The organism is Epilithonimonas mollis, assembly GCF_900142325.1.
GTDB classification, from domain to species: domain Bacteria; phylum Bacteroidota; class Bacteroidia; order Flavobacteriales; family Weeksellaceae; genus Epilithonimonas; species Epilithonimonas mollis.
Genome location: NZ_FRAM01000001.1, coordinates 62,456 through 83,332, shown reverse-complemented (window position 1 = coordinate 83,332; position 20,877 = coordinate 62,456). Strand labels below are relative to the sequence as shown.

Below are 20,877 nucleotides of genomic sequence, written 5' to 3'. Positions count from 1 at the left end.
CTGACAAATAAAGATCCTTGTGAACTTTGTGTTCAAAAACCTTTGTGTTTAAAATAAAATCAAAAATGAAAAAATCAGTCATAGTTCTACTACTGTTCATTCTGTCTCAGCAAATAAAAGCCAACCGGGACAGTCTCTATATTCCTCAATATGAAAACCGGCTAAAGCATTTGTCAGGATACGAAGAATTCTTCTGCGATGCCTGCGGTTGTGCGGCAGGTAATGGCTCATCAGGCTTCGAATCCTTGCTTAATCCCCAATTCATCGGCGTCAAATATTTTGCACAGGATTACAAAGCCAGAGAGAATCTCTTCACACAGGATCTGACACAGGATCAGTATTTCAATACCATTCAGATATGGGGCAAGATCCCGGTCACCCGCAAGCTGAGTATCTACGGAAGCATTCCGTTTCAGTTTCATGATAAGAAAACCTTGCAGGGCGACATTAAGATCAGCGGAATAGGGGATGCTGCCGTGATGGGCATCTACGAGATCCTCAGATCCAAAAACGAATACCATCAGCTCAATGGCGGCGCAGGCGTTAAGATTCCGTTAGGCAGGTTTGATGAAAAAGGGATCACAGGTGTCAATCCGAGTTTCCAATTGGGGACGGGAAGCTGGGATTACCAGCTGGCACTGAGCTACAAATTCCAGAAAAACCTTTTCGCCTTGATGCTGAACACAGATTACACCATCAAAACAGAAAACAAAAAGAATTACCGGTTCGGTAACCAGTGGAACTATTCGGCGACAGGCTTTTATACCCTTTGGCGTAGCAGCAACAGCACCGTTTCCGGGAAGCTCGGGCTTCAGGGAGAGGTGTATGATGCGAACAGGCAGTTTGGTGAAGTGATGCCCAGAACTGCGGGCAGTGCATTGTATAGTAAACTTGGATTCGAAGTGTCTTACAAAAAGTTCAGCCTCGGAAGTGAACTGATGTTGCCTGCTTATACCCGTTTGGCAGGCGGAGATATCGAGGCCGGATCCAGGTTCAGCCTATTCATCAACTTCGGGATATAAAACACAGTTTAATTTCGCTCGTCAGTTCAAGTAGTTAACAATGTGGTTTTTTGGTTATATTTGACTTTGAAAACTTTAACTAATGATTATTAATAACCAAGATAAAATATTTTTAAACGAACTAATTCAAAATATTGATTCGAATTCGAGAATAAAGTTATGTGTTAATAACTTTACTTATAATTCAATATTTGATTTGCTTGAGAAGTTGCGAGAAGTCGAATCAATTCAGATAATTATTCAGCAAACTGATTTAGATTTTCAGAAACCATTTTTTGTTAATGATGTTACTGAGAATGAAACTAATTCAAAACTCCAAACATATTATCGACTTCAGCAAGTTCTAAATTTTGTTGATGATTCTGTATCAATCAGAAAAGGAATTACTGGAGGTAATAGTTTTATAATTATTGATGATAAGGCATTTCAATTTGCACCTAATAATTTTAATGAAACTACATTAGGAATCATAAAGGATGGTAAACCTTATATGATTTTTGAAATTGATGACACTTCAAAGTCTTTACAACAGGCGTTTGACTATATTTGGAATGGAGCTAAAGATTGTAAAGATGAACTTATCAATCTGTACAAAAACGCCAATGTTCTGAAATTTCCCGAACTCAACTATAAATTTAGCATTTCAAAGATTTTCGCGGACAAGACAACTGAAGATATCAACGAAGAAAGACTTGTTAAGACAGGATTTAAAAGTTCTGTTGTTTGGAATAAGCTTTTCAATTTTCAAAAGGATGCTGTGTTAGGAGCAATTGATAAGATTGAGAAATTCAACGGTTGTATTATTGCTGATTCTGTTGGATTGGGAAAGACTTTTGAAGCGTTGGCTATTATCAAATATTATGAACTTCGCAATGATAGGGTTTTAGTTTTAGCACCTAAAAAATTACGGGATAACTGGGTAACGTACCGATTAAATGATAAGCGTAATATTTTGGTAGGAGATAGACTAAACTTTGATGTACTAAATCATACCGATCTTTCTCGTGAAAAAGGACTGTCAGGAGATGTGAATCTTGAAACTGTGCATTGGGGAAATTATGATTTAATTGTGATTGATGAATCTCATAATTTCAGAAATAATAACCCATCAAATACTACCATTTCTCGATATGAGAAATTGATGCGTGATGTTATAAAATCAGGAGTGCGAACAAAAGTTCTACTATTATCCGCAACGCCTGTAAACACACGTTTAAATGATTTAAAAAATCAATTGTCTTTTATAACTGAAACTAATGACCACGCTCTCGCTGGTGAAGGTATAACAAGTATTGATCTTACCTTGACTCAGGCGCAGAGAAAGTTTAATAATTGGATGAAACAGCCAAATCCAACTCGTGAAGATCTAGTTGATAAATTAGATGGTGATTATTTTAAATTACTAGACATTTTTACAATTTCACGCTCTAGAAAACATATTGAGAAATATTATGATGTAGCGGATATAGGTAAATTTCCCACAAGATTAAAACCAATATCAATGTTTAGCGACTTTGATACCGAGAATAAAACTTTCTCCATTACACACATCAATGATTTTTTACAATCACTAAATCTGAAGTTTTATTCTCCTATGTATTTTGTTTTTGATCATAAAAGAGAAGCTTATGCTGATGTTTATGACACGAAGACAAGGACAGGAGCAGTATTTAGTCAGTTGGATCGAGAGGAAAGCATCATTACATTGATGCGTGTCAATCTTTTGAAACGATTAGAGTCTTCCATCCATTCATTTTGCTTGACCTTAGAAAAACTGTTGAATCACACTGATATCTTACTGGAAAAAATTACCAACCACCGTGAGTTTCTGAACGATATAGATATTCGAGAATTTGATTTTGAAGATGACCAGCTGTCTGATCTCTTTATAGGTGGGAAAGTAAAAGTTCTGCTACAGGATATGGATTTGATTAAATTTAAAGAATATCTGAATGCTGACAGAGAGATTCTTTCTGATTTACTTACAAAATGTAGAGTTATCAATGTGGAAAGAGATCAGAAATTAAAAGATCTTAAAAATCTGATTATAGAAAAAATTGAGAACCCAATTAATAAAGCCAATAAAAAAGTCATAATTTTTTCTGCTTTTGCAGATACGGTCAAGTATCTTTATGAACATTGCTCAGCAGAATTTGATGATAAATACAATATTAAATCAGCTTTGGTTTCCGGAAGTGATACCAACAAAACCAATTTGAAAGACTGTAAAACTAATCTGCAGAATATCCTAATCAATTTTTCTCCTATTTCTAAATCCAGAGAAAGTGTTTTTCCTGATCAGAAAGAAGAGATTGATCTGCTTTTCTGTACTGATTGTATATCTGAAGGTCAGAATCTGCAAGATTGTGATTATCTCGTAAACTACGATATCCACTGGAATCCCGTTAGGATTATCCAGCGGTTTGGGCGTATAGATCGTATCGGTTCAAAAAATGACCAGATTCAACTGGTTAATTTTTATCCTGATATTGAGTTAGACCAATACATTGATCTGATTAAGAGGGTAAAGGGAAGAATGCAAATTCTTGATATTTCTGCTACCGGAGATGATAATGTGATAGATGATCGTGAAGGACAATCTAAAGAACTGGATTATCGCAAAAAGCAACTTGAGAAGATGAAAGATTCTGTTGTGGATCTGGAAGATCTGGAAGGTGGTATTTCGATTTCTGATCTTACATTTAATGATTTTAAAGTAGATGCGGAAAGAGTAAAGGAAGAAGATTTGAAACAATACGAATTGTTTGCAAGCGGAATATTTTCTTTAGTAGAAAATAATCTGATAGATCATCCTACTGGTGTTTTGTTCTGTTTAAAAGATTTAGACAACAATAACTTTGATGATAAACTGAAATCCAATTTACTGCATCCTTACTCTCTAGTGTATGTTACTTATGATGGAGAGATACAAGTTCCAATGAAAATGGGAAAACGGGCTTTAGATTTATTTAAGAAATTGTCCTACGGCAAATTATCAATTAAGGAAGAATTGCTAAAGCAATTTAATGTCAAAACCAAATCTGGCAAACATATGAATCAATATGTTGATTTATTAGATATCGTCAGAAATCATTTATCTGGTGAAGAAAAAACAATGGAGCTCAATTCTATCTTTAATCCAAATGGATCACTGATGGGTAAAACTTCTAGAAAGTCTGAATATGAGGTCATCAGTTATCTAATTGTTTCATAGCTATGGATTGGAAAGAGATTTTTAACTTACCATCTGCTTGCCAGATGAATGTTCCAATCACCAAAGCGTCGCTAAAATCTCAGGATCACATCACTTTGAGTGAAGCAAAGCTACTAGACGGGAGCGACATCCAGAGCATCAGACTATTCGGAATAGTCAGCAAAGGTAACGCCAATATTTCAGAGTTTATAGAGGAACAAATCTCATTCGTAGAGGTTTATTTTATCCAGGTGAATATCAGGAGTGAGGTTTATGAGAAGTATTACAAACCCATTTCTCGTTTGATTCACAAATTGATTCCGCACCATTGTCTCATTATCACACAATCGGATGACGAGCTCAGCGAGAACATTAGCCTCAGTTCTAAAAATATTAATAAGAACGATGTCAGACTACGGGTTTTATCAGAAGAACTGTTTTCTGTTTCTTTGAGTGATCGGTACAAAGAATTTTTAGAAGCATTATCTTTCTCTAACGCCAATACTTTAAATCTAAAAGCATTTTACGATTACTACCTCCAAATTGTAAAGAACTATAACTTGATTGATTTGACTAAAGAATTCAAAATAAGGACTTACGAAGTGACGGACGAGTTATTAGGAATCAGTGAATCAGTCGCTAACTATCAGAGCAACATAGATTATTATCAAAAGCAACTACAGGATGCTACCCAAATGAGTGAAAAAGTCAGGATAAATTCCGATATTCACGACCTCAAAGAAAAAATACAAGAACTAAAATACAAGATAGACCAATATGGAAAAGATCACTGAGCTAACTTCTGAAGATATCGTAACACAAAATATTGAAAGACTGAAAGAGATCTTTCCAACAGCTTTTAGTGAAGGTAAATTGGTGGTAGATGAGTTGGAGGCTTTGGTAGGAGAATACATCCAAAAAGACAAAGAATTCTATCAAATGACTTGGGCAGGGAAAACCGAAGCCCAAAAAGAAGCCAACAAAGTCTCTACCGGAACTTTGCGCCCGAGCAAAGAGGAAAGCAAAGATTGGGATACTACTGGAAATATTTTTATAGAAGGCGATAATCTGGAGGTATTGAAACTGTTGCAAAAATCTTACAGCAACAAAATCAAGATGATCTATATAGATCCGCCATACAATACGGGAAAAGATTTTGTTTATAAAGATAATTACAAAGACAACCTTTCCAATTATCTTGAGCTGACTGGTCAAACCGATGAAGAAGGTAAAAAGCTGAGTACAAATACTGATAGCGATGGTAGATACCATAGCAATTGGCTGAATATGATGTATCCTCGTTTAAAATTGGCTAGAAATCTAATGGCAGATGATGGTGTAATTTTTCTTTCTATTGATGATAATGAACAGTCTAATTTAAAGAAATTATGTGACGAAATTTTTGGTGACGAAAATTTTATAACTAATGTGATTTGGCATAAAAAATATGGTGCTGCTAATGATGCACAATATTTCTCTGATGTTCACGATTTTATTTTGGTTTACTGCAAAAATAAAACTTTTTGGAAACCAAATTTAATGGAAAGACCAGATGAGTTAAATGCTAAATATAAAAATCCTGATAATGATTCAAGAGGACCTTGGATTGCAACTAATTTGTCAGTTAAAACTTATTCAAAGAATAATGATTATATAATCACTGGACCTAATGGCCAAAAATACACTCCGCCACCTTCAAGAGCTTGGGTTGTTTCGCAGGAAAAATACTCTGAACTTCTACGCGATAATAGAATAACATTTGGAAAAGATGGAAATTCTAGACCCTATTCTAAAACATTTTTAAGTGAAGTTCAAAATGGAATAGTTCCAATTACTATATGGAATTACAATGATTTCGGACATAACATTGGTGCTAAATCGGAAATTAGAGATTTGTTCAAGGAAACGACTGTTCCTTTTGATACACCTAAACCAACTAAGTTATTAAAGCAAATAATAAAAATTGCAGAGCGGAGTAAGAATGACATAATATTAGATTTTTTCTCTGGTTCAGGAACCACTGCACACGCAGTTATGGCTCTCAATGCGGAAGATGAAGGCAATAGAAAATGTATCTCAGTGCAATTGCCAGAACCAACTGATGAAAGATCTGAAGCCTACAAAGCGGGATATAAAACCATTGCAGAAATTACAAAAGAACGCATACGCAGAGCAGGAGAACTTATAAAAAAAGAAAATAAAGATAAAGAAGGTATCGAAAATCTAGATACTGGTTTCCGTGTTTTCAAATTAGATTCTTCCAATATCAATGCTTGGGATACCTCAGTAGATGAGTTTGAAGGGCAATTAGATTTATATGCAGAAAACAATGGTGATCACATCAAAACCAATAGAACAGAAGAAGATGTGTTGTTTGAGATTCTTTTAAAATATGGTCTAGAGCTGACTTTGCCAATACAGGAAAAACAGATTGGTGATAACACAATCTATAACATTGGTTTTGGGTCTATGTATATCTGCTTAAGTGATCATATTACAATAGAAGTTGCTAAAACTATTGGCGAGTGGCACAAAGAATCGGCTGATGCTAACCCAGCCGTGATTTTCAAAGATTCAGGTTTTGCATCTGATGCAGATAAAACCAATACCATCCAGACGCTGAGACAAGTTGGTATCGAAAATGTGAAATCTATATAACATTGTTTCTATGAAAATACAATTTGAAGGTAATCTGGCTTATCAGCAAGATGCCATAGAAGCGGTGGTAGATGTTTTTAAAGGACAGGAAAAGCTACAATCCAATTTTACAGTTCTTGCACCCAAAGACCAGTCTATTGATTATGATGCAGATTTGGGCTATGGTAATAAAGTCAATTTGTTACCCAAACAATTGATAGAAAATGTACAAACCATTCAAATGAAAAATGGTTTGCGCATATCAGACCCCAATAAAATAGACAAAAACGATTTGCAATTTTCCATTGAGATGGAAACAGGAACAGGTAAAACCTACGTTTTCACACGTTCTATTATGGAGATGAATCGTAAGTATGGTTTTAAGAAGTTTATTATTGTAGTGCCATCAGTTTCTATCCGTGAAGGGATCGATAGTTCACTGAAGTTGACGGATGAGCATTTCAAAACTGTTTTTGAAAATACGCCATATATACATTTTGTTTATAATAGTTCAAATCTAGGTCAAGTTAGGGATTTTGCCACTTCTGATCAGGTGAGAATTATGATTATCAATATTCAGGCGTTTTCTCAGGATATCGATGCTTCAAAAGGAACAAAACGTATTTTGCTGGATTATAATGATAAGTTAGGCGCAAAACCAATCAGTTTACTACAAGATACCAATCCCATTGTGATTGTAGATGAACCACAAACGACAATAGAGTCTGAATTAAGGAAAAAGTCAATTCAAAATCTAAATCCATTGGCTATATTTCGATTCTCAGCAACACACAGAGACAAAATAAACTTACTTTATAAATTTGATTCCATAGATGCATACAATGATGGTAAAGTCAAAAAGATTGAGGTGGCATCTGTAACTGCAAAAGATCAAGTGAGTGATGGGGCGTACATTCAGGTTTTGAGCGTAAGTAATAAAAATGGATTTAAAGCCAAACTAAATATTGATGTTAAAGGAAAAAATGGAAAAGTAACAAGATCTTCAAAAGAAGTGAAATTGGGTGATGACCTTTATCAGATTACCAAGCTAGATCAATATTACGGTTTCAACGTAAGTGAGATAAGTGTTGAGCCAGCTTTTGTAGAGTTTTCTAACGGACAGTTTTTACAAGTGGGTCAAACTCTAGGAGGCATCAATGATAGTGATATCAAAAGAAAACTAATTGCAAAAACCATTCAGGAACACCTTGATAAAGAAGTGAAACTAAACCCAAAGGGTATCAAGGTTTTAAGTCTGTTTTTCATAGATAGAGTTTCCAGATATAGAGAATATGATGAAGAAGGAAACCCAATCAATGGAGAGTATGCGCAAATCTTTGAAGAAGAATATAACAGGATTATTCAGTCGCCGAAATACAAATTATCCTTGTTCAAAGAGGTTAAAGACTTAGAGATAAACGTTTCTGATGTACACAAAGGTTACTTTTCCAGTGATAAAAAAGCAAAAAAATCCAATTCAAAAGATAAGTTTGAATACTTCAAAGATACTAGTGGATCAGTAAAGGCTGATGAAGATACCTATCACCTGATTATGAAAGATAAGGAAAAGCTTTTGAGTTTTGAATCTTCTGTACGCTTCATATTTTCACATACTGCCTTGAAAGAGGGTTGGGATAATCCTAATGTTTTCCAAATTTGTTTGTTGAAAGAGATGGGTAATTCCGAAATTAATCGAAGACAAGAAATCGGTCGTGGTTTGAGAATTCCTGTAGATCAATCTGGAAACAGGGTTTATGATGAAAATGTAAATATACTAACAACAGTAGTCAATGAAAGTTTTAAAGATTTTGTAGAAGGCTATCAAAAGGAATTAACAGAAGATACAGGAATTAAATTCGGACATTTAGCGATAGAATCATTTAATACTGTTGTAACATCTTTGGATGAAAATGATGAGCCTGTTTATTTAGGTCAGGAAGTTTCCAATCAGATTTATCAGACTTTTATAGAATTAGGCTACATCAATAAAACAGGAAAAATTCTTGATAATTTGAAGACTCATATCAAAGAAGAAAGAGTTGACCTTGGACAAGAATTTGATGAAACCGTGTCGAAGCAAATCTATAATATCCTAAAACAAGTTGCAGGATCACTGGAAATAAAAAATAGTGATAACAAAGTAGATATCAAGGTTAACAAAGAGGTTTATCTGTCAGAAGATTTTAAAAACCTTTGGGATACTATCAAGTATAAAACGGTTTATCAGGTAGAGTTTGACTCAGAAAAATTAATTGAAAACTGTATCAAATCAATCAATGCCAACGTACTAAATCAGCAATCCAAAATAGAGTTTGTAAAAGGAAAACTGGCAGTGGGTAAAGGCGGTATCGCAACTGATGGAGATTTGAAAACTTATGTTGAACATCTGGATGTGGAAGTCAGAAGCCTGCCAGATATTATCACTTATTTGCAAAATGAAACAGATCTTACCCGCAAAACAATTGTTTTTATCTTGAAAGGTCTGGAACCAAGAATTTTAAAATATTTCAAAACCAATCCGCAAGCATTTATAGAAAGTTGCATAGAGGTCATTAATCTACAGAAAAGACTTTTCATAGTAGAGGGTATCAAATATCAGAAGATTGGTGACCACGATTTCTACGAACAGAAAAGACTTGAAGAAACAGATGCCATCGGTTATCTTAGCAAATATATGGTAGAAGCCTCCAAATCAGCATTTGATTACACATTGTGTGATTCGGATATTGAGCTTAATCTTGCAAGAGAGTTTGAGAGTAGTGAAAATGTAAGTTTATATACCAAGCTTCCCGGCTGGTTTAAGATTGCAACACCTTTGGGTTCATATAATCCAGACTGGGCAATCTTGTACAATAAGGGAGAAGGAGAAAAGCTTTATTTTGTTACAGAATCAAAAGGAACTATTTTCGATGCAGGTCTAAAACCTATAGAAAGTGGAAAAATAAAATGTGGTAAAGCCCACTTCGAAGCCATTGGAAGCAGAATGATTGTTGCGCATAATATGGATGATGTTAATAATCAGGTGTAAAGTTTAAGCTATGGATTCTAATCTTTCTTTTTCTAGAGAATTGTTTATCACTTATCTAAAAACATTAGATGTAAGTAAACAGAAAAGAATGCTTTTTATGATTGAGGCAAGCTTAACGCTGTACAATGATCCAGAATACGATACCAACTTTGGAACTTATGTGGATTATAATAATTTGATTTTTGATAAGATGATTAGAAACCCTTTTTATAAGCATTATTTCAGGCTTTATTTTCATTTACTCAATAAACTGCTGTTTCCTAGACAAAATGAACTTAAAAAATGGGAATCATTTTAAAAGTCAATTTTAAAAGATTTACAAATTGATTCTGATATTTTTACTTCAGACTATGAATCTTTCAAATTTGGTTTGCAGTTAAAAGCAATTCGCAATCTTTCTAAGAAGAAATTTTCAGAAAAAACAGGACTTAGCTTTAATAAAATTACTCAAATTGAGGATTACGGATTTTTATCTAAAGTAAGTGATATTAGTACATATATAAAAAGAGGACTTGATAAAGATTTTATACTGAATATAAAAACGCAAAAGAACCTATAATAAAATGAACAAGACTGTAGCTATAATAAATCATTTTATCAAAACTCAGATTGCTGTCGATAGAATTGAAAAATATTCAAAACTACCAGGAATTTATGCGATTTTCTTTATTGGTAAAGAATTTCCTATCAAAGGCTTTTCCCTGCCAGATAATAAATTGATTTATATCGGAAAAACAGAAAGCAGTCAGCAATCGAGAGATGCCAATACTCATTTTAAAACAGGTAAGACAGGAAGTTCTACAGCTAGGAAAAGTATCGGAGCATTGTTATCTCAATCAGAAAAGATAATTCCAGTCGTCAGAAGTACTTCTGACTTTATCAAAGGAAGAACAAGTCATTTTAAATTTGATGAGGTTTCTGAAGAAAGAATTACAGATTGGATGTTTAAAAATTTGGCCGTAGCTTTTTACGAATATCCAGAAGGAAAAGAAGCAATTTGTAATTTGGAAACAGAGTTGATTCAATATTTAAATCCAGTTTTGAATATTGATTCTAAAAGTATAGATAATCCCTATAAATCTTTTATTCGAAAATTAAGAAAACAGTTAGGTTTAACTGCTCATACTAACTATATGAGAGAGCATTTAACTTTAGGAGTGAGATTAACAAATGAAGTATTACCGTCCAAAAAAGAAATAACTCCCGACAGTATTTCAGTTGGTAAGTATGTTCACATTTGGCAACAATATTCAGATGAAATTCATAAAGCTCTTAAAAGTAATATTATTCAGAATACGATTCAGTTAGATAGAGGTCTATTTGAAAAAGTAGGAAATAGGAAAAGCTATAGCTTTCGACTTCAATATAGTGAAGGTAAAGTCTCTAACAATATTGGGGGAAGTGCAGTTGCGCGTGATTTAGATTACTTTCTAACTAGGAGCAAAATAGAGACGAAGACCGTCATAATTAAGCTTAGAAAAGACTTTGTTTTAACCATTACAAAAATTTAACAAATGTTTTCAATGGGAGTTATTTATGGATAATAACAACAAATGAATGTTACTTATGAAATAAAATTATACTAATTAAAAAAAACTATATTAATGGATAACCAAATTACTCTGATGACAATCAATGATTTGCTAGGTAAACAATATTTTATACCTTACTATCAAAGAGGTTACAGATGGACAGAACATCATGTAGAAGATTTACTTGAAGATATTTTCAGTTTTTCTAAAGCGCAAAATATTAATGAAAAAGACTTCTACTGTCTACAACCAATTGTGGTTAAAAATATCAATTTAGATTCTACTGGGGCATCACAGTCTTATGAGATCGTTGATGGGCAACAACGGTTAACGACAATCTACATTATTTTACAATATTTAATGCGCGAATTCCTAAAAGTTGACTCGCTAGAAGAAGAATATTCAAAGGAGATATATACGATTCAGTATGAGACACGTATAAAGAGTCATGATTTTTTAAAAGAAATAAAAGATGATAAATCCAATATTGATTTTTTTCATATCTCGCAAGCATACAAAACAGTTAAAGAATGGTTCGAAAATGATAAAAAACAATTGAATAGAAAAGATAAGAATGACTTTTTAGATACTTTATTAGGGCGAAAAGATGATAATAAATCTGTTCAAGTAATTTGGTATACTGCTGACAAGGATCTTGATAGCGTTGAGCTATTTAATCGTCTAAACATGGGTAAAATTCCATTGACAAACGCAGAATTGATAAAAGCAATTTTTTTATCTTCATCAAGTTTTAAAGATGATTTTTTAGAAGTTGCAAATAGAAAAAAAATTGTCATATCTCAACTTTGGGATATTATAGAGCAACAACTTAATGATGATGATTTTTGGTCATTTATTACAAATATTAGAAAAGAAAAATATGATACTAAAATAGAATTGCTTTTTGACATAATTTCTAAAAAACAAAAAAGTGATATCGACCCTCTTTTTACCTTTTTATACTTTATTAAGGATTCTAAAAAAGAAAATTATAGTTTATGGGATTTGTGGTTAACAGTTGAAAAATATTATTATACATTATTGGAGTGGTATAAAAGTAAAAACTTGTATCACAAGATAGGATATTTGATTGCGATTAATAAAGATTTAAATGAACTAGTAGAATTGTCTGTAACCGTCAACAAATCCTATTTTGAGGAACAACTTAATTCAATGATTTCTGATAGTTTGGAGAAAGATATTGATTCTTTAAACTATAATCAGAGTGGCGATTATAAAAAAATTGAGAGGATATTGATGTTGTTTAATATCGAAGCCATAAGGACAAATGAGAAAATAACCGAATTTTATCCATTTAAATTTCATAAAAATCAAAAATGGAGTTTAGAACATATACATGCACAAAATTCAGAATTTTTGGATAAAAATAAGCGTGAACAATGGTTGAAATGGTTAGATTATCATAAAAAACTAATCAAAGATATTCTCGACGATACGCCTGAAGAGAATGAAAAATCTGATTTACAAAAACTTTTAAATGAGGTTGAGTCACTTAGCGATGATAAAATTACTTGGGAAATTTTTGAAAAATTAGCACAAAATGTAATTCGTAAATTTTCTGAAGAAAATCAAGATATTAATACTGATTCTCATAATATTTCAAATTTAGCTTTATTAGGTCATAATGAAAATGCAGTATTAAGTAATTCTGTATTTGAAGTTAAACGACGTGAAATAATTAATTTAGATAAAATTGGAAGTTATATTCCTGTCTGTACAAAGAGAGTTTTTCTGAAGTATTATGACAAAAAAAATACATCGCAACAATATTATTTTTGGGGACAAAATGACCGAGAAGCTTATTTAGAGGAAATAAAAAAAGTGTTGCTTCCATATATAAACTAATAACTATAAGATATAATTAATGACAACAAGTTTTTGGAATTTAATATCCAGATATAAAATTGTAATTCCATTAATTCAAAGGGATTATGCTCAAGGTAGAAAATCAGAAAAGATTACTGCCATACGAACTAAATTTTTAAACTCCATAAAATCTGCTTTGCAAGATGAGAATGGAAATTTAGAATTAGATTTTATTTATGGATACGTTAAAACGTATAGCAAAGAAAGTGTTGATGTGGAGCACTTTATTCCGCTTGATGGTCAACAGCGCTTAACAACTCTATTTCTTCTGCATTATATTTTGGCAGTAAAAGAGGGAAGATTAGAAGAGCTTAAACCATTGTTTAGGCAATTTTCATATGAAACTAGACATTCCTCGAATGTTTTTTGTGAAAAATTGGTTGAATTTGATCCAGGTAAGCATTTTTCTAATATTGCTAAAAATATTACTGATCAGCCTTGGTTTTTTACATCATGGAATAATGATCCTACTATTTTTTCAATACTTACAGTACTTGATGCTTTGGAATGCATTTTTAAAGATTCTCAAATTTCCATTGATACATTAATTGGACATAATTCACGAATTGTTTTTCATTTGTTGCCGATGGATAAATTAGGTCTTCCTGATGATCTCTATATAAAAATGAATTCTAGGGGAAAAGAATTAAATACTTTTGAATATTTTAAATCTCAATTTTCAGAAATTATTCCAACAACATTTGTGGGTAAATTTAAGAATGATGTTGATCAAAAATGGTCTGACTTATTTTGGGATATGCATAAAAATTTGGAAGGTTCTGATTTAGCACTCCTGTCAGATAAAGCATTTCTTCGTTTTTATTATTATATATCGGATATTCTTTGTTTAAAAAATAATGTAGAAAAATCAAATGTTGTCGATAAACTTTTATATGATGATTTATATAATAATTCAGAAAATGTTTCTTTTCTTTTTAAATCTTTTGATGTACTTTGTGATAAACCAGTAGTATTTGAATCATTATTTTATGTAGATGAATTAGATTATCACGATTCGAAAGTAAGAATCTTTTTTGACAAGCCAGATGTTAATTTATTTTACAAATGCTCTACTTTGTATAGTCCAGATGAAAGAGTTAATCCATTTTCTTTAGGGGAGCAAATATTACTGTTTGCTTATTTAATACATTTGATAAATGATACAGAAGACTTTTCAGCAAGGTTGAGGATGCTACGAAATTTAGTTGCAAATTCTGAAGATACTGTTCGTTTTGATAATTTGAGCTTGTTGTTATCAGATACCGAACTTTTGATTACAACAGGTAATATTAATCAGGAATCAAAATTCAATACAAGACAAATAATTGAAGAAAAGCTTAAGCAACAGATTATTGAAAATCATTTTGAGAATAGAGATGAAATTTATAAAACAGAGGATCACAAACTTCTGCGTGGTTCTTTAGCATTATTTGATTTTGATAATAATTTTAATCAGTACACTACTAACTTTAGAAATCTTTTTTCGGATGTTGTGGATTATAAGTTGATGTCATATGCACTATTAGCTACAATTGATTATACACAACTTTATAACTGGAGATGGAGATTAGGCACGAGAAATGATTCAAGTTGGCGTGAGTTATTTACTCCCAGTAATAGTAGGAAGTTTTTTGAAAAAACTCAGAAATCCGTATACAGTTTAATAGAAAATCTTTTAGCAGATAATAGTAAATCAATTGAGTCAATAGTTAATGATTATAAGGTTAATTTTCAAAATAATCCAGATTATCCAAAAGATTGGATTTATTATTATATTAACTATGATATGTTTGAAATTAATCAGGATGGATTTTTATATTGGCCAGTTTCTGATGAAGATTTGAATTACTATGTAATGAAAAAAACATCTTTAGGAGGGTCTCATTGGAGTCCATTTTTATATGCTTTAAGTTCTAAATATAATACTAAAGTTAGTTTGGGTATTTACGGAGACTCATTGGTATTAACAAAAAAGAATATTTCAGTAAAATTGAGAGCTAATAATCAAGGATTTTATATTGAAGAAAAAGTGACAAAGAAAACTCATGAATATTTGGAAAAATTAATTAATGATGGTAAGCTTACCGAAAATTATGAGATTTTAATAAATAGAAATGTCGATGGATTAGATATAGAAGATAGAGTAGTTGTTGGAGGTAATTTTATAGAAGAATTTTTTAAAGGAATTTAACAAATTTGCTCATCATGCCCCACACCTTCCGCATCGCCATCCTTGAAGACAACCAAAAGCAACTGGATAAGTTAGAAGCTTATCTAAGTCAAATCCCGAATGTACAAATCGTGCTGAAAAGCAGAGATTCTGAGCATTTTTTCCAAAAGCTTCCCAACATTAATGCAGATATATTGGTGGCAGACCTTGATCTCGGACATGACAGCATGACCGGAATGGAAGTGGCTCAGGAAGTGAAAATCCCTGTGTTTTTTGCCAGTGTTAATACAAAAGAATATGTAAAAGATATTGAAAACCTGAAACGAGATGAAGAAATCTGTGTGGATCATATTACCAAACCTTTCCGTGAGGAGCATTTTGTCAAAAGTTTTAAACGCTTTTTGCAGGAAGTCAGTTTCTTTTCGCCTCCGCAGTATGTGACTTTGGATTTCAATAAAAACAAGAACAAAATTCTTATTGATGATATTGTCTATCTCTGTGCCAACAAAAACGAGTCTAATAACAAGAAAATCTATTTTATCAACGCCGCGCCTGCCAGTTTGGTAGATTTTTCATTTACCAGAATGGAAGAGAGTGGCTTATTGAAATCTCAGTTTATCACGGTTCATAAATCTTTTCGGGTGAACAGGAAACATATCAAATGTTACCATCCCAAAACTGAAAAGATAGAAGTAAGCATTTTTGACGGTCAGGGTAAAACTAAATCCGACTACATAAAAGTATCCGAAAATTATCAGCCGGGCGTTAGAAAAGCCTTTAGCTGACCGCTTTCATTACTCAAAAAATAGCTGTTGTTCCTGCGCTTCCGATGTTGTTTTCGGAAGCGTATTTTTTTTGATTTTTGGATTTGAGTTTGATGGATAATTAATGTCGACGAATTTTAAATGCGATATCCGAAAAGCAAATAGAGTAGGAAAATTTTAAAAAACAACAATTTAATTATTATGAGTCAATTTCTAAACTTAGACTCGGAAAAGTCAAAAAAAATACATCCTGCTATTTATAAGGATGCACTTAGAAAAAAGAAAGATGCCAATTTACTGGCACAAAATAAATCATTTAGTACCGCAAATTCGATACTGATTCTAAGCTCGGAAGAAGCGGTCAAAGCGTTAATGATCTTCTTGCACAGTGAGGGTTTTCATATCTATAAACTTGAAGACTCAAAAAAAATATTTAGCGATCATAAGATGAGACATAATATAGCAAAGCTAATTGAAGCTATATATGGTTTAGCAGATAGTTTCCTTGAATTTGAAAAAATTGAAAAATCAAATAAGTCGTTTTCTGATGATGAAAACATTAATGCAATTGTGAATATCGTTTTAGATTTTAAAGAAGCGGGAAAGCCTTTTATAAATTCCATGGACAGGACTGAGATTCTTGAAAACTTTAATGATGATAAGAACAAAGGTCTTTATACAGATTACAGGAAAAATTTGCAGGTGTCTTCCGAAATCATTACAGAAGAAAAATATATAGAGACATTAGAAACTGTAGAAAAAATTTTTAGGATTTACAGAATCATTAACGTGAGTTTTAATCCAAAGGCTAATCATCATAAAAAACTGATAAAAAATAGTTTTGAAAAAGATATGCTTCTTACCATGTTTAATTCTGGTATAGTCCTATTGGATTTATTTAAAAAAGGTTATTTTAAATAAAATGGTTCACTCATAATTTATTCCACAAAAGCACATTTTATTTGACTGTTCTGCACAAAACATTCCCCTCCTCCGGAGGGGTGCCCGCAGGGCGGGGTGGCACAAAAAAGCGCAATATCACCAGACATCGCGCTCAGTTTCAAAATTAAACATTTCAGCAGTCCATACACAGATCCGCCTTCCTAGCTGATCACCACATTCCCCGCATAATCAGAGATCGACACCTTCGTCCCGTCAGCCTTTACCAGGCAAAGCCAGACATGTATGGTCTTGCCCGTATATTTATTGAGCAGGGTGACGGTCGTGGCACCATCGGTCCGTGTGGCAATATGCCGCAGCAGTTTCGGTCGGTTCTCGTCTTCTGCGCAATAGAGGATGTACACCTCATCGGTCGCCAGCGCATCAGTGCCGTCGCTGTTATCTTCCCACGTTACCGTGAAGGTAGAGGCAGTGGTGGAGATAAGACTGCTGAGTGTCACCTCCGGCAGGTCACCTTTGGAGAAAATGATTTCCTCATTGGCACGGTCAATACTGAATGTCGTAAAGTCAATATGGTACGCATTCATAATGTTGGTCATAGCCTGGTTATAACGGGACCGGAGTCCGGATCGCTCCCCGAAATACTGGCTCGCAAAGGCCTTATAGCTTGAGATGAACAGTGCTGCAAGTCTCATACGTTCTTTCACAAGGGCCTGCTTCGGCGTGGCTGGCTTGTCATTTTTCTTTGGTCGGATCCTGGATATTTCGGTTCCGAAAACATTGGCGATCACAACACGGCCGGTACGGCCTGTGGTTCCGCCCAGGATGGAGTCTGTAACTTTTCCCATGGTATTTATTTTTAGGATTAGAAAGTAAAGTTGGATAAAAAAGGAATGGCCTCGTTTTTCTTTACCCAATTTTACCCAACTTTACCCAAAGGCCTTATTTTCTGTATCGGTTCTGTATCTGGTGTGTATCAGTGCTGTATGCATCCTGTATCCGTTCTGTATCCCTTGGCTATGGTTCCCGTATCGTTCCTGTATACGGCAGATGACCCGGAATCATGCCCACTGGCTGAAAAACATCCGTATCGACAGGCTGCCGCTCATTGGTTGGAGGTCTGGGATTTAAAATATTTGAGGCAGGCCACAAAAAAAAGACAGGCTCCGGGCCTGTCTTTTGTAATCCGCAATGCGATATTCGCATGATCTTTTACCGCTTCTTACGCTTTTTCATCACATGTTTCCGGTTGAGGGCCAGCAGGTCGGCAACCAGGTAAGGGATAAAGGTAAGATAGCGTCCTTCTAAAGCGATGTAAGAGAGATAGCCGGCCTGGCGGTAATTGTAAAGGCTCTTTCGGCTGAATCCGAAGCGCGCCCGCAGCACCTCATCGGGAATAAACAGATCCAGGTAATCTCTGATTTCAATAGGTTCTGCATTAGGATTAAGGAGATGAAGGGCATGTTTAAGCGCATTGATCTGCACTTCTGAAAGTGAAAATATATTTTTCATACTATTATGTTTTTGTTGAGGTAAATGTAATAAAAAAATACAATCAGGATAAAATAATAATTGTTTTTATTATTTGTTGCATAAAATATAAACGGAAATGATGCCTCAGATGGCTGTCAGACGCAGTTGAAAGTTTTTTGCTTTTACTGTTATAAGATTCACCGGTAATAACATCGGGTTTACAGTAAAATGATAATGCATGGGCTTCCTTTTTATCGCATTGTATCATTTAGAACAATGTGTTCCGTATCCTTTTATGATCCTCATTGCCCGTACTGTCCGGAACATCGATTGAAGGTATTCAATAGGCATATAATCAATGATTCGGAGAAGGAATTGTAACTGCTGTATTATTAATTAACAGTGGCTAATGGGTGCTGGGTTAAAGTATTACTGATCTGGATCAGTGCAGAAGACCGGCTGCCGGGATCCGGACGCAGCGCTCACTGCCGAGGTAAAGCGGGTTTCCGTGCTTCTCAGACCAGAAGCCGTCCAGCGTGTTGGAATTAAGACACCGGTACACTGCTACGCCTTTATAGATTTTCATGTCATCGCCTTGGTAACGGAAGTTGACCACCAGGATCTGGTCTTTATAAAAGCCGGTACCGTGCTGGACATGATCCCCCATGGTCCAGCGTGCGATGACACGGTTGTTGCCATCTGCGGTCAGGCTGAGAATGCCGTGGTAAATGCTGCTTTCTGCTTCCTGGTTGGTGCCTTCTATGCTGTAGTGTCCTGCAATGTCCTGTACTGTCATCCTCTGGGTTTAGATTGATTTGAATTGGTTTTAACACCTCAAATTTAAAGATCATTGCCAGAACCTGCAACCGCCGTTTTATAACCTGTTAAGATCTTGATCCCGCTATTTTAACAAACTTTAAAACCTTCCGGGCCGCTCTCGGCATTATATTTTCTTTTAAACAGCCATATTAACACCAAAAAAATAAATATTATGTCAAAGAAAGTAGCCATAGTGGCAACCCACGGATTCGAGGAAAGTGAATTAAGTTCGCCGAAACAGCATTTGGAACAGCAGGGCTGGACCGCCCATATCGTAAGCCCGGAAGCTGGAACCATCAGGGCATGGGCTGGAAAGGACTGGGGAAAGGAATATGATGTGGACAGAACCCTGGACGAGGTGTCGGCATCGGATTATGATGCCCTGGTGCTTCCGGGCGGTGTCATCAACCCGGATCAGCTCAGAACCAATAAGAAAGCAATTGCATTGGTACAGGAATTTTTTGAGCAGCATAAGCCGGTAGCAGCCATTTGCCACGGCCCGCAGGTTTTGATCAGTGCCGGTGCTGTCAGGGGCAGGAAGATGACTTCGGTACAGTCTGTCAGCATCGACCTGAAAAATGCTGGTGCCGACTGGGAAGACAGCGAGGTGGTAGTGGACCACGGATTGGTCACCAGCCGTACACCGGAAGATCTCCCTGCCTTTAATGCCAAATTGGTAGAAGAGATCAGAGAGGGCAGGCACCAGGAGCAGACCCTTTAAATACAAGTGATCAAACAGAAAGAGACCTGAGTGGAATCACTCAGGTCTCTCTTATTTTTGTAATAGATGATAAAATAAATCTGCAGAATCAGCGAGCTTTCTTTATAAAAATTGCCGCCATCAACAACTCATTTAGATTCGCACCTCGTTAACCCCAAGTTGATCGATGAGGTTCTGAAGATGCTCCAGATCTTTAAGGACCTTTTGATAAGAGGATTTGGCATAAGCTGCAAAGCTGTTGGGCTGAGGCTGCAAATCATTGTCAAAAACATGGTTCATCTGTGGGTGCTCTACGATCTGGTCTTTGTAATCATCCAGGCACGAGTCGATCACAGATTGTTTCTTCTTACAGCTGATGCGGTTCTTCAGCTTCTGCAGAGAGCTGATCATATAAGGATTGTCATTATAAGGATTCACGAAGCTGCTGTTGCCTTGATCCTCCTGGAAGATAAAAAAGCCGTCTTCGCCGGATGATTTCAAAAAGTTCTTATCAAATATCATGGTGTGAAAGGGTGTTAAGTTAGAATCAAATAGTAATTGTTATTTCAGATTCAATATCAATTTTAAGACCATAAATCGTTTCTAATGCGATTTAAGAAAGAAAAGGTGATATTAATTGCAAATCATATGAATGGCATCAGGGGTTGGTGATTAGCTGGTACAGGGGCTTTCAGAAGGGCCTAATGATTTGGCAGACAAATTGTTACCTCTGTAGGCAACACACCAAAATA

At 34.6% G+C, this 20,877-nt stretch carries 16 protein-coding genes; 12 read left to right on the top strand and 4 right to left on the bottom strand.

Annotation, left to right across the window (positions count from 1 at the left end; genetic code table 11):
* Positions 1 to 65: 65 nt before the first annotated feature.
* From BUA97_RS00375 to BUA97_RS00320, 11 genes are all read left to right on the top strand, one after another.
* The gene (locus tag BUA97_RS00375; protein ID WP_072995721.1) at positions 66 to 1,022 is read left to right on the top strand and encodes a transporter; all 957 of its coding nucleotides are present in this window, start codon (positions 66 to 68) and stop codon (positions 1,020 to 1,022) included.
* Between the two features lie 82 nt (positions 1,023 to 1,104).
* Complete coding sequence (locus BUA97_RS00370) at positions 1,105 to 4,236, top strand: DEAD/DEAH box helicase (RefSeq protein ID WP_072995719.1); 3,132 nt, start codon at positions 1,105 to 1,107, stop codon at positions 4,234 to 4,236.
* 2 nt (positions 4,237 to 4,238) lie between these two features.
* Complete coding sequence (locus BUA97_RS00365; protein WP_072995718.1) at positions 4,239 to 5,009, top strand: DUF4391 domain-containing protein; 771 nt, start codon at positions 4,239 to 4,241, stop codon at positions 5,007 to 5,009.
* Positions 4,993 to 6,873 carry a site-specific DNA-methyltransferase gene (locus BUA97_RS00360; protein ID WP_072995715.1) on the top strand — a complete coding sequence of 627 codons (1,881 nt, stop codon included), beginning with the start codon at positions 4,993 to 4,995 and terminating at the stop codon, positions 6,871 to 6,873. Before BUA97_RS00365 ends, BUA97_RS00360 begins: the two co-directional genes overlap by 17 nt.
* Positions 6,874 to 6,883: 10 nt before the next feature.
* The gene (locus tag BUA97_RS00355) at positions 6,884 to 9,880 is read left to right on the top strand and encodes a restriction endonuclease (RefSeq protein ID WP_072995713.1); all 2,997 of its coding nucleotides are present in this window, start codon (positions 6,884 to 6,886) and stop codon (positions 9,878 to 9,880) included.
* Between the two features lie 10 nt (positions 9,881 to 9,890).
* Positions 9,891 to 10,178 (top strand): hypothetical protein, encoded by a 288-nt coding sequence (locus BUA97_RS00350; protein ID WP_072995711.1) that lies wholly within the window; start codon positions 9,891 to 9,893, stop codon positions 10,176 to 10,178.
* Between the two features lie 265 nt (positions 10,179 to 10,443).
* Positions 10,444 to 11,391 carry a GIY-YIG nuclease family protein gene (locus BUA97_RS00340; RefSeq protein WP_072995707.1) on the top strand — a complete coding sequence of 316 codons (948 nt, stop codon included), beginning with the start codon at positions 10,444 to 10,446 and terminating at the stop codon, positions 11,389 to 11,391.
* A 93-nt stretch (positions 11,392 to 11,484) separates the two neighbouring features.
* On the top strand, positions 11,485 to 13,278 hold the full coding sequence (locus BUA97_RS00335) for a DUF262 domain-containing protein (RefSeq protein ID WP_072995705.1): 1,794 nt from the start codon (positions 11,485 to 11,487) through the stop codon (positions 13,276 to 13,278).
* A gap of 19 nt (positions 13,279 to 13,297) precedes the next feature.
* Positions 13,298 to 15,490, top strand: a complete 2,193-nt coding sequence (locus BUA97_RS00330; protein ID WP_072995703.1) for a DUF262 domain-containing protein — start codon at positions 13,298 to 13,300, stop codon at positions 15,488 to 15,490.
* Between the two features lie 14 nt (positions 15,491 to 15,504).
* Positions 15,505 to 16,254, top strand: coding sequence for a LytR/AlgR family response regulator transcription factor (locus BUA97_RS00325; RefSeq protein ID WP_072995701.1), 750 nt, complete (start codon positions 15,505 to 15,507; stop codon positions 16,252 to 16,254).
* Positions 16,255 to 16,434: 180 nt separating this feature from the next.
* A complete protein-coding gene (locus BUA97_RS00320) occupies positions 16,435 to 17,154 on the top strand; it encodes an AbiV family abortive infection protein (RefSeq protein WP_072995699.1) in 720 nt (239 codons plus the stop codon).
* A gap of 182 nt (positions 17,155 to 17,336) precedes the next feature.
* Here BUA97_RS00320 and BUA97_RS00315 read toward each other — a convergent pair whose 3' ends face one another.
* The 3 genes from BUA97_RS00315 to BUA97_RS00300 all read right to left on the bottom strand — a co-directional run bounded on the left by BUA97_RS00315 (position 17,337) and on the right by BUA97_RS00300 (position 19,402).
* Positions 17,337 to 17,981 (bottom strand): DUF6266 family protein, encoded by a 645-nt coding sequence (locus BUA97_RS00315; RefSeq protein ID WP_072995697.1) that lies wholly within the window; start codon positions 17,979 to 17,981, stop codon positions 17,337 to 17,339.
* Between the two features lie 364 nt (positions 17,982 to 18,345).
* The gene (locus BUA97_RS00305) at positions 18,346 to 18,645 is read right to left on the bottom strand and encodes a hypothetical protein (protein WP_072995693.1); all 300 of its coding nucleotides are present in this window, start codon (positions 18,643 to 18,645) and stop codon (positions 18,346 to 18,348) included.
* 403 nt (positions 18,646 to 19,048) lie between these two features.
* Positions 19,049 to 19,402 carry a hypothetical protein gene (locus BUA97_RS00300; RefSeq protein ID WP_072995691.1) on the bottom strand — a complete coding sequence of 118 codons (354 nt, stop codon included), beginning with the start codon at positions 19,400 to 19,402 and terminating at the stop codon, positions 19,049 to 19,051.
* A gap of 195 nt (positions 19,403 to 19,597) precedes the next feature.
* Between BUA97_RS00300 and BUA97_RS00295 the strand changes: the two genes are divergently transcribed.
* Positions 19,598 to 20,146, top strand: a complete 549-nt coding sequence (locus tag BUA97_RS00295; protein ID WP_072995689.1) for a type 1 glutamine amidotransferase domain-containing protein — start codon at positions 19,598 to 19,600, stop codon at positions 20,144 to 20,146.
* Between the two features lie 132 nt (positions 20,147 to 20,278).
* Here BUA97_RS00295 and BUA97_RS00290 read toward each other — a convergent pair whose 3' ends face one another.
* Positions 20,279 to 20,647 (bottom strand): hypothetical protein, encoded by a 369-nt coding sequence (locus tag BUA97_RS00290; RefSeq protein WP_072995687.1) that lies wholly within the window; start codon positions 20,645 to 20,647, stop codon positions 20,279 to 20,281.
* Between the last annotated feature and the right edge of the window lie 230 nt (positions 20,648 to 20,877).